This window comes from Aeromonas sp. QDB20, assembly GCF_027707805.1.
In the GTDB taxonomy this organism is placed as follows: Bacteria; Pseudomonadota; Gammaproteobacteria; order Enterobacterales; family Aeromonadaceae; genus Aeromonas; species Aeromonas dhakensis.
The window spans coordinates 36,620-45,840 of the sequence record NZ_JAPCJC010000029.1; the positions used below are offsets into that span (position 1 = coordinate 36,620).

9 protein-coding genes are annotated in these 9,221 nt (G+C 61.1%); 4 read left to right on the forward strand and 5 right to left on the reverse strand.

The annotated features are described in order from the left end of the window. The first annotated feature begins 15 nt into the window (after window positions 1-15). The gene (locus PG897_RS20995; protein ID WP_043169191.1) at window positions 16-459 is read left to right on the forward strand and encodes a GNAT family N-acetyltransferase; all 444 of its coding nucleotides are present in this window, start codon (window positions 16-18) and stop codon (window positions 457-459) included. A 94-nt stretch (window positions 460-553) separates the two neighbouring features. Here the strand turns inward: PG897_RS20995 and PG897_RS21000 are convergent, their stop codons facing one another. Continuing rightward, window positions 554-1,477: a bifunctional helix-turn-helix transcriptional regulator/GNAT family N-acetyltransferase gene (locus tag PG897_RS21000; protein ID WP_043169190.1), complete on the reverse strand. Its 924-nt coding sequence runs from the start codon at window positions 1,475-1,477 to the stop codon at window positions 554-556. 204 nt (window positions 1,478-1,681) lie between these two features. Beyond that, window positions 1,682-2,719 (reverse strand): alkene reductase, encoded by a 1,038-nt coding sequence (locus PG897_RS21005; protein ID WP_043169189.1) that lies wholly within the window; start codon window positions 2,717-2,719, stop codon window positions 1,682-1,684. 188 nt (window positions 2,720-2,907) lie between these two features. On the opposite strand from PG897_RS21005, the gene PG897_RS21010 reads away from it, so the two are divergent. Further along, window positions 2,908-3,474, forward strand: coding sequence for a TetR/AcrR family transcriptional regulator (locus PG897_RS21010; RefSeq protein WP_005308958.1), 567 nt, complete (start codon window positions 2,908-2,910; stop codon window positions 3,472-3,474). 131 nt (window positions 3,475-3,605) lie between these two features. Here the strand turns inward: PG897_RS21010 and PG897_RS21015 are convergent, their stop codons facing one another. Together PG897_RS21015 and PG897_RS21020 are read right to left on the reverse strand one after the other, a co-directional pair. Continuing rightward, entirely contained in the window at window positions 3,606-3,941 is a 336-nt protein-coding gene (locus PG897_RS21015; RefSeq protein WP_201882802.1) for an endonuclease domain-containing protein, read from the reverse strand. Window positions 3,942-4,373: 432 nt separating this feature from the next. Continuing rightward, on the reverse strand, window positions 4,374-5,327 hold the full coding sequence (locus PG897_RS21020) for a LysR family transcriptional regulator (RefSeq protein ID WP_043172077.1): 954 nt from the start codon (window positions 5,325-5,327) through the stop codon (window positions 4,374-4,376). Window positions 5,328-5,480: 153 nt separating this feature from the next. Between PG897_RS21020 and aguA the strand changes: the two genes are divergently transcribed. Both aguA and PG897_RS21030 read left to right on the forward strand, forming a co-directional pair. Next, a complete protein-coding gene (aguA, locus tag PG897_RS21025) occupies window positions 5,481-6,578 on the forward strand; it encodes an agmatine deiminase (RefSeq protein WP_043172079.1) in 1,098 nt (365 codons plus the stop codon). A 269-nt stretch (window positions 6,579-6,847) separates the two neighbouring features. Further along, a complete protein-coding gene (locus PG897_RS21030) occupies window positions 6,848-8,551 on the forward strand; it encodes an amidase (RefSeq protein ID WP_043172081.1) in 1,704 nt (567 codons plus the stop codon). 265 nt (window positions 8,552-8,816) lie between these two features. Here PG897_RS21030 and yecR read toward each other — a convergent pair whose 3' ends face one another. Beyond that, complete coding sequence (yecR, locus tag PG897_RS21035; RefSeq protein ID WP_080761069.1) at window positions 8,817-9,140, reverse strand: YecR family lipoprotein; 324 nt, start codon at window positions 9,138-9,140, stop codon at window positions 8,817-8,819. Between the last annotated feature and the right edge of the window lie 81 nt (window positions 9,141-9,221).

Here is a 9,221-nt window from a genome sequence, read left to right on the forward strand (position 1 = left end):
CAATAAGGACATTGCATGTACATTTTCCAGGCTACCCCGGCCGATCTTGAAGAAACTAGCTATCTATTTGATGCCTACCGTCAATTTTATGGGCAGGAACCGGATCATGGTGCCGCAGCCGGGTTTATTGCTGAGCGCCTCACCAACGCAGATTCAGTGATCTTTCTTGCTCGCCATGAGATGGGGGAAACCATGGGATTTGTCCAGCTCTACCCTGCCTTTTCATCCGTTGCCATGAAGCGGATGTGGTATCTCAACGATCTCTTTGTCGCCGAGTCAGCTCGCCAGCAGGGGGTGGCAAGAGCTCTGTTAAAACGAGTAGCCAGCTTTGCCAAAGAGACAGACGCACTAACCGTAAAACTGGCAACATCCATCTCCAATCAACCAGCAAAATCGCTGTACGAATCAGAGGGATATCAAAAGGTCATCGCTTTTGATCACTACACCCAACGGGTTTAGGTGAGATAGAGGGCCCATCCACCATTAGTTATTGCTGACATCCTTCTCCCCTTGAGGGAGAAGGGTTGGGATGAGGGGGGATAGGAACTCACATTTACTCTGCTGGCACGAGCGCCAGCACCATGCAGATCTCGCAGGCATCGTGGCCGGTGCTGCCGAGCGGCCCCGGCAGGTGCTCGAAGCCCAGGGATTCGTAGAGCGCGGTGGCCTCACGCAGCACGGCGGTGGTCTCCAGGTAGCAGCGCTGATAGCCGAGCACGCGCGCCTCGTCCAGCGCCTGCAGTACCAGCCGTCGCCCCAGTCCCAGCCCGCGCAGGGAGGGCATGAAGTACATCTTCTGCAGCTCGCAGACTTGCCCCTCTTCCCCCGCCAGCGGCGCTATGCCGCCCCCGCCCAGAATGGAGCCATCGGGTCCCTCGATCACCCAGTAGCGGCTGCGCTCACCCAGGTAGGTTTCATGGAGAAAGTCGAGATTGGGATCCGCTACGCCGTAGCCCTTGTCGGCGGTGAGGCCGTATTCGGCGGAGACGGCGCGCACCACGGCAGCGATGGCAGGGTTATCGGCCGGGGTGATGGGGCGAATGCGATAGCCCTGCTGGCGACGGGCACGGGAGAGGGCGCTGCGATAGAGGCGCAGGCCTTCCCACAGCTGCTCGCGCTCGGCGAGGGTGAGCTGGGCCAGGGTCTCCTCCATGGCGCTGTCCATCTCCTGATGCAGATCCAGCAGCTGGGCCTGACCGGCGATGGTGAGGCGCGCCTCCTTGCTGCGACCATCGGACGGATGGGGATGCCAGCTGATGAGCTCGCGCTCGGCCAGGCGGGCCAGCGGGCGGCTGGCGTTGGACTTGTCGATGCGCAGCCGCTCCGCCAGTTGCTGATTGGTGGCGGGGCCGCTCTCCAGCTCGATCAGCAGATGGGCTTCGAGCGGGCTGAGCGCCAGTTCGCCGCACTGTTGGGAGAGCATGCCGAGTTCGCGAACCAGATCGCGCGACAGGGCGCGCAGGGGGCGGGGATCCATATCAGGGCTTCCTATTTGGTTGTCATCAACAACCAATATAGCCAACTAGTTGTTACTAGCAACTTTTTATTGGGTTCGTGAGGGATCGCGAAACCGACGGGTATCACAAGCGGGCACAAAAAAGGGCCCGAGAGGGGCCCAAACATTGGAAACCCGCGCGAGGGCGCGGATCCCATCCTTGGTCAGGCAAGGTGCCGGCGAGCGTTAGACCAGCTCGGCCAGCATGGTGTCGGCATAGGGCACCAGGGCATCGCCCTGTTTCACCTTGGCGAGGTAGTCCGGGTTGGCGATGAGCGGGCGACCGATGGCGACCAGGTCGAAGCGGTCGGCCTTGATGGCCTCGGCTGCGGTCTCGGCGCTGTAGTTGCCCACCCCTACCAGATGGCCGTCGTAGCGGGCGCGCAGGTAGTCAGAGGCGCGGCCGTCCAGGTAGTCGAAGGTGAGGTTGTCATCGAAGATGCCGAGGTGCACATAGGCCAGGTTGCGCTGGTTCAGCTCGGCCAGCAGGTGGTCGAACACGGCGCGATCCCGGGCATCCCCTTCCAGGTGCACATAGGCGCCGGGGGAGAGGCGCAGGCCCACCCGATCCCCGCCGATACGGGCATTGATGGCATCCACCACCTCCAGCGCGAAGCGGCTCATGTTCTCGGGGCTGCCGCCGTAGTTGTCGGTGCGCAGGTTGCTGGCGTGGTGCAGGAACTGATCGATGAGGTAGCCGTTGGCACCGTGGATCTCCACTCCGTCAAAGCCCGCTTCGATGGCGTTGGCGGCGGCCTGGGCATAATCCTCGACCAGCTGGGCGATTTCGCTCTCGGTCAGGGCGCGCGGCACCTGATAGACCAGCTCGCGCATGCGGGGCACCGTGCCCTCATGGGCGACGGCGGAGGGGGCCAGCACTTCGGCGTGGTGGAAGAAGGGGTGGGAGAGACGACCCACGTGCCACAGCTGGGCGAAGATCTTGCCGCCCTTGGCATGCACGGCGCCGGTCACTTTCTTCCAGCCGGCGATCTGCTCGGCGTTGTAGATCCCCGGGGTATTGGGGTAGCCCTGCCCGTCCGGCCGGATGATGGTGGCTTCGGAGATGATGAGGCCGATGTCGGCGCGGCGCGCATAATAGGCGGCCATCTGCTCGGTGGGCACCAGGCCCGGGCCTGCCATGCAGCGGGTGAGGGGAGCCATCATGAAACGGTTGGCGAGGGTGAGGGTGTCGTTGAGGCGATAGGGCTGAAACAGGGTATTCATGATCGTCTGTCCTGAGGGAGTGATTCTTGAACGTGCATTCAAGACGTTTTTTGTTTTGTGTGCAAGTCTTTTTTGAACGAGCATTCAACATGGGTTGGTGTTGCCGTCCCGCTGGGGTAAACTTGCCGCCCTCTTATTTCCCCTCGCCGGCCCCAGGCCGGTGAATCCGCTTTTTCAACGGAGAAACCATGCGCAGCGCCGAGTTCAACCGGGACGACGTCTTGCGAAATGCCATGGAGGCATTTCGGGCCAAGGGTTACGCCAAGACCACCATGCAGGAGCTGGTGGCGGCGACCGGGTTGCATCCGGGCAGCCTCTACGCGGCGTTTGGCAACAAGCGCGGCCTGCTGCTGGCGGCGGTCGACCACTATGTGCAGGAGAAGAGCGCCCTGCGGCGCAGCTTCTTCGCCGCCGCGAGCCCGCTGGCGGGGGTGCAGGCCTACCTCGAGCAGGTGGTGAACGACGCCCTCTGCGGCACCTGTCTGGTGACCCGCACCCTGATGGAGCTGGCGGAGCAGGACGAGGAGCTGCACCTGAAGCTCAAGGCCATCTATGGCGAGCTGGATGCGGATCTGGCCGCGGTGCTGAGCCTGGCCCTCGAGCGCGGCGAGCTGGCGGCCGGGCGAGACATCCCGACCCTGACCGCCTTTTTGCTCATCAACATCCAAGGCCTGGTCACCTTCGCCCAGTGCCGCCCCGACCCCGTCCTGCTGGGCGGCGTGGTCACCCAGTTGATGACGGCCCTGCGGGCGTAATGCCTCGCCCATAAACAACCATGGCTCCCGCGGGAGCCATGGTTGTTTATGGGGAGGTCACGCGTAGCCGGGTTGTTTGCCCCCTTCTCCCCTCGGGGGAGAAGGGTTGGGGATGAGGGGGAGGGCTCTGCTCAGCGCAATGAGTGCAAAAGAAGTTCCAGTACGGCCTCCATCCGACTCAACACATCGTTATTCCACACCCTGATCACCCGAAAGCCCTGCTGATTGAGGCAGGCCGTTCTTGCACCATCATATTGCCGCCCTGCCGGTTCGTTGTGCTGTGACCCGTCTACCTCGATGATCAGCCTCTGCTCAAGAGAGATGAAATCGACAATGTAGGGCCCGATGGGCATCTGGCGACGGAATTTCACCCCGGCCAGACGGCGGTCGCGTAATTGCAGCCACAGCTTCTGTTCAGCAAGGGTGGCTTCTCGCCTCATGCGCTTGGCAAATGGATGGGTTCTCATGGTGCCTATCCAGAGCTATTTGACCCTATTAGATATAGCCATTCTCCTGTCTGGTGACAGAGAGAGTTGCTTCCCCTCACCCTGGCCCTCTCCCAGAGGGAGAGGGGACAGATCGAGTGACAGTGGTCATCTTGTCGATCATCTCGGGGCCTGGGTGGAATTTTGGGATTATGAACTGGTGAACTGGTGAACTGGTGAACTGGTGAACTGGTGAACTGATGAACTGATGAACTGATGAACTGATGAACTGATGAACTGATGAACTGATGAACTGATGAACTGATGAGTCGATAGGTCGATGTGCTGGTGGGATGGATATGCTTCACCCCGGCAGGCAGGTTGTCAGCCATGTCGCGAGTGGCACGGAACCAGCCCCCTTCTCCCCTTGCGGGAGAAGGGTTGGGGATGAGGGGGAGGGTACACCCAGCCGGGTTACTCCGGATTAACCAGCTCTTTCATCAGATTCTTGAGCCACACCAGGGCCGGTTGCTGCGCATGCACCGGGTGCCAGACGCAGTTGAGGTGATAATCCGGCACATCTTCGGGCAGTGGCAGGCTTTTCAGCGGCCAGTGGCTGGCGAGCAGCTCGGCCACCATGCTGGGCAACACCAGCAGGTGATCGCTCTGGCTGACGATGGCGGCGGCGGACATATAGCTCTGGCTGTTGACCGAGATGGTGCGGCTGAACCCCAGCGTTTTCAGATAGCGATCCAGACTCGCCTCCGAGGTGCCAAGGGGCGAGTGGAACACGTGGGGCATCTCGATCAGCTGCGACAAGCTGATGCGCTCGGCCGGCAGCGCCGGGTCATCCCCACTCTCTGCGAGGCCCGGGGCGGCCATCGGCAGATCGGCGCGCACCAGCCCGGCCAGCGGCTCGGTGAGCCAGGTCTCCTTGCCCAGGTACCCCGGCACCTGCATGTATTCGTCAAAGCCCAGAACCAGGTCTATCTCGCCGCTCGCCAGCTCGGCTTCGGGCAAGGTGTCGCGCAGGATGCGGATCTCGATGGTGACCCCGGGCGCCAGCCGTTTGAGGCGCTGGATAAGCGGCGGGATCAGCACGCACTCCACGTAATCCGTGGTGCAGAGCACGAAGCGGCGCTTCGACTGGCTCGGCTCGAACACCTCCTCGTCGCTGAGCTGTTGCTCCAGCAGCCGCAGCGCCTGCTGCACTCCCAGGTGCAGCCGCTGGGCGCGCGGGGTCGGCAGCATCCCCTGCGGGGTGCGCACCAAGAGCGGATCGCCAAAGAAGGTGCGCAGGCGATTGAGCGCATGGCTCATGGCGGGCTGACTGATAAAGAGGGTTTCGGCGGCGCGGGTGACGCTGCCCTGTGCCATCAGGGCGTCAAAGGCGAGCAGCAGGTTGAGGTCGAGCTGGTGCAGTTTCATCAAGATTATTTGCCAGGCTTATGGGACAATCCATCCTATTCATTTGATGGATGTGAGCGCAACTTCTTACACTGCGACCACTGTTATTTTTCCAGGATCCCCGCGCCGCGTTTTCACGCCAGCGGGGTCTCAATCCATGCAAGGAGCCTTGCGATGAGCATCAAGACCATGAACACCACGCCGGCCGCTGACGGCTTCACCATGCCCGCCGAGTGGGCACACCAGCAGGCCGTCTGGATGATCTGGCCGTTTCGCCCGGACAACTGGCGTGAGGCCGGTCGCTTCGCGCAAGCCACCTTCGCCAAGGTGGCGGATGCCATCGGGCAAGCCACCCCGGTCTTTATGGGGGTGCCGGCCCAGTTTATGGCGCAGGCTCGCGCCATCATGCCCGCCCACGTCACCCTGGTCGAGATGAACAGCGATGACTGCTGGGCCCGCGACAGCGGCCCCACCATAGTCACCAACGCGGCCGGCGAGTGCCGTGGGGTGGATTGGGGCTTCAACGCCTGGGGCGGTCACAAGGGTGGTCTCTACTACCCCTGGGATCAAGACGAGCAAGTGGCGGCCCAGATGCTGGCACAGCACTGCATGGCCCGTTACGATGCGCCGCTCATTCTGGAAGGGGGCTCCATCCACGTCGACGGCGAAGGCACCTGCCTGACCACCGCCGAGTGCCTGCTCAACGAAAACCGCAACCCGCACCTGAGCAAAGAGCAGATCGAAGCGCACCTGCGCGACTATCTGGGTGTGCAGAGCTTTATCTGGCTGGACGAAGGCGTCTACATGGATGAGACCGACGGCCACATCGACAACATGTGCTGCTTCGTGCGTCCGGGTGAAGTGGCCCTGCACTGGACTGACGACCAGAACGATCCCCAGTACGAGCGCTCCGTGGCCGCCCTCAAGGTGCTGGAAGCCGCGGTCGACGCCAAGGGTCGCAAGCTGAAAGTGTGGAAGCTGCCCCAGCCGGGCCCGCTCTACTGCACTCAGGAAGAGTCTGCCGGTGTCGAGAGCGGCAGCGGTGTGCCGCGCGAGGCAGAAGGGCGTCTGGCCGGCTCCTACGTGAACTTCCTCATCACCAACGATCGCATCGTCTACCCGCTGCTGGATGCCGCCACCGACGGCGAAGCCCAGCGCATTCTGGAAGAGATCTTCCCGGAGCATAAGGTCGTCGGCGTACCGGCCCGCGAGATCCTGCTGGGCGGTGGCAATATTCACTGCATTACCCAGCAGATCCCGTCCGGCAAATAAGAACCGGATGACGATCCTGCTGCGAGACCGTGATCAAGGCTCATGTGCTGCTCGCTTATGTGAAACCGAGGGCTCACGTATGTTTATACGCTCCAGTTCCTGCGCTGCTCTTCACCTTGCTGACGGCCGCTCGCGACGGGTCGTAAACCGGTTCCGGTGAGTATTCAAAACCCCACGCCGTGGGGTTTTCTCTCTTGATGACGTGATGGTCGCCGGCGCAGATGCGGCGATCATCATGACAAACAGTCACTCTTTTACAGGAGATCCCCATGATCGAAGTGACCGAGGTTTCCATTGCCGAGCTGCGCGGTGCGCTCGAAGCAGGCCGCACCACTGCGGTCGAACTGGTCAAGGCCTATCTGGCCCGGATCGAGGCCTACAACGGCCCCGAGACACAAACCCGCCTCAACGCCCTCGTGGTGTCCAATCCCGATGCGCTGAAAGAGGCGCAGGCTTCCGATGCTCGTCGCGCCCGTGGCGAAACTCTGGGGCCGCTGGACGGCATCCCCTACACCGCCAAAGACAGCTATCTGGTCAAGGGGCTGACTGCTGCCTCCGGCAGCCCGGCCTTCAAGGATCTGGTGGCCCAGCGCGATGCCTTTACCGTTGAGCGCCTGCGCGCCGCCGGGGCCATCTGCCTTGGCAAAACCAATATGCCCCCCATGGCCAATGGCGGCATGCAGCGCGGCGTCTATGGCCGTGCCGAGAGCCCCTATAACGCCGACTACCTGACCGCGCCGTTTGCCTCCGGCTCCTCCAACGGTGCCGGTACCGCCACCGCCGCCAGCTTCTCTGCCTTTGGTCTGGCTGAAGAGACCTGGTCGAGCGGCCGTGGCCCCGCCTCCAACAACGGCCTGTGTGCCTACACCCCGTCCCGTGGCGTCATCTCGGTGCGCGGCAACTGGCCGCTGACCCCGACCATGGACGTGGTGGTGCCCTACGCCCGCACCATGAATGATCTGCTGGAAGTGCTCGACGTAGTGGTCGCCGACGATAGCGATACCCGTGGCGATCTCTGGCGCTTGCAGCCCTGGGTCAAGATCCCCAAGGCGTCCGAGGTGCGTCCGGCTTCCTATCTGGAGCTGGCTGCCAAAGCCGATGCCCTCAAGGGCAAGCGCCTCGGCGTGCCGCGCATGTTTATCAACAAGGATGAACTGGCCGGCACCAGCGAAAACCCTGGTATCGGCGGCCCGACCGGTCAGCGCATCCATACCCGCGAGGCCGTGATCGCCCTGTGGGAGCAGGCCCGTCAGGCGCTGGAAGCCGCTGGCGCCGAAGTCATCGAAGTGGACTTCCCGCTGGTCTCCAACTGTGAAGGGGACCGACCCGGCGCGCCGACCGTGTTCAATCGCGGTATCGTGAGCCCGGAGTTTCTCAACGACGAGCTGTGGGAGCTCTCCGGCTGGGCGTTCGACGACTTCCTGCGCGCCAACGGCGATCCCAAACTCAACAAGCTGGCTGATGTCGATGGTCCCCAGATCTTCCCCCACGATCCGGGCACCTTGCCGAACCGCGAGGGCGATCTGGCGGCGGGCATGGACGAGTACGTCAATATGGCCAAGCGCGGCCTGAAACGCTTCGACGAGATTGCCTCGGTGCCGGACGGCCTGCGTGGGCTGGAGAAGACCCGCAAGCTGGATCTGGAGGACTGGATGGACGGGCTCAAGCTCGACGCCGTGCTGTTCCCGACCGTCGCCGACGTCGCCCCGGCTGATGCGGATGTGAATCCTGCCTCCGCCGATATCGCCTGGAGCAACGGCATCTGGGTTGCCAACGGCAACCTCGCCATTCGCCACCTCGGCGTACCGACCGTCACCGTTCCCATGGGTATCATGGCCGATATCGGTATGCCGGTGGGTCTGACCTTCGCCGGTCGCGCCTATGACGACAACAAGCTGCTGCGCTTTGCCTCTGCCTTCGAGTCCACCGGCAGCAAGCGGATGGTGCCGCCACGGACGCCGCCGTTGGGGTGATTGGTGTTGTGAGTTAAATCTCTCTGGTTCATTCTGGGAGAATAAATAAACCACCCGTTATGCGGGTGGTTTTTTACTTTCAGAACAGGAGGGGAAGTTAAGTTAGTGAAGCATCTTATATTTAACAGATGTGTCATCTTTATTCTTTTGAATAGCATGGACTATCACCCAACCTTACTTTGCAATTGCAATTACTCCATCAAGAAATAGCGAGTTAACTAGATGATGAGTGGTAACAAAGTATTACCACTCAAAACTTGGGTTTTCATTGAGCTGCAGAGCCAGTACATTGATATTCTTTAGTTACAATCCAGCTTGAGCAACCACCAAAACCGTCAGACATATTACATTGTTTTGTTATCCCCCCGAAAGCTTCGGCATTGGTATAGCCCCATACAGCACATCTCTTAGCTGCTAATAAAATTGCTTGTTCTTCACTTACCTGAGGGACCTCAAACTGACCAAACTCATATGACAGTCTAATAACTCCATCGGCTTTACTTCCTCCTGTTGCAGACCAGTCCTTTGTTGCTGAACAACCAGCTAAAAGAATTGAAATAAACGCTATCGAAATAATTGTATTTTTCATGTCACACGGGAATTCAGATAATAAGTGCGACACTCATGGATGAATGGCGAGAGGTGGCCAACTGCTGATTGGTGGTACCCT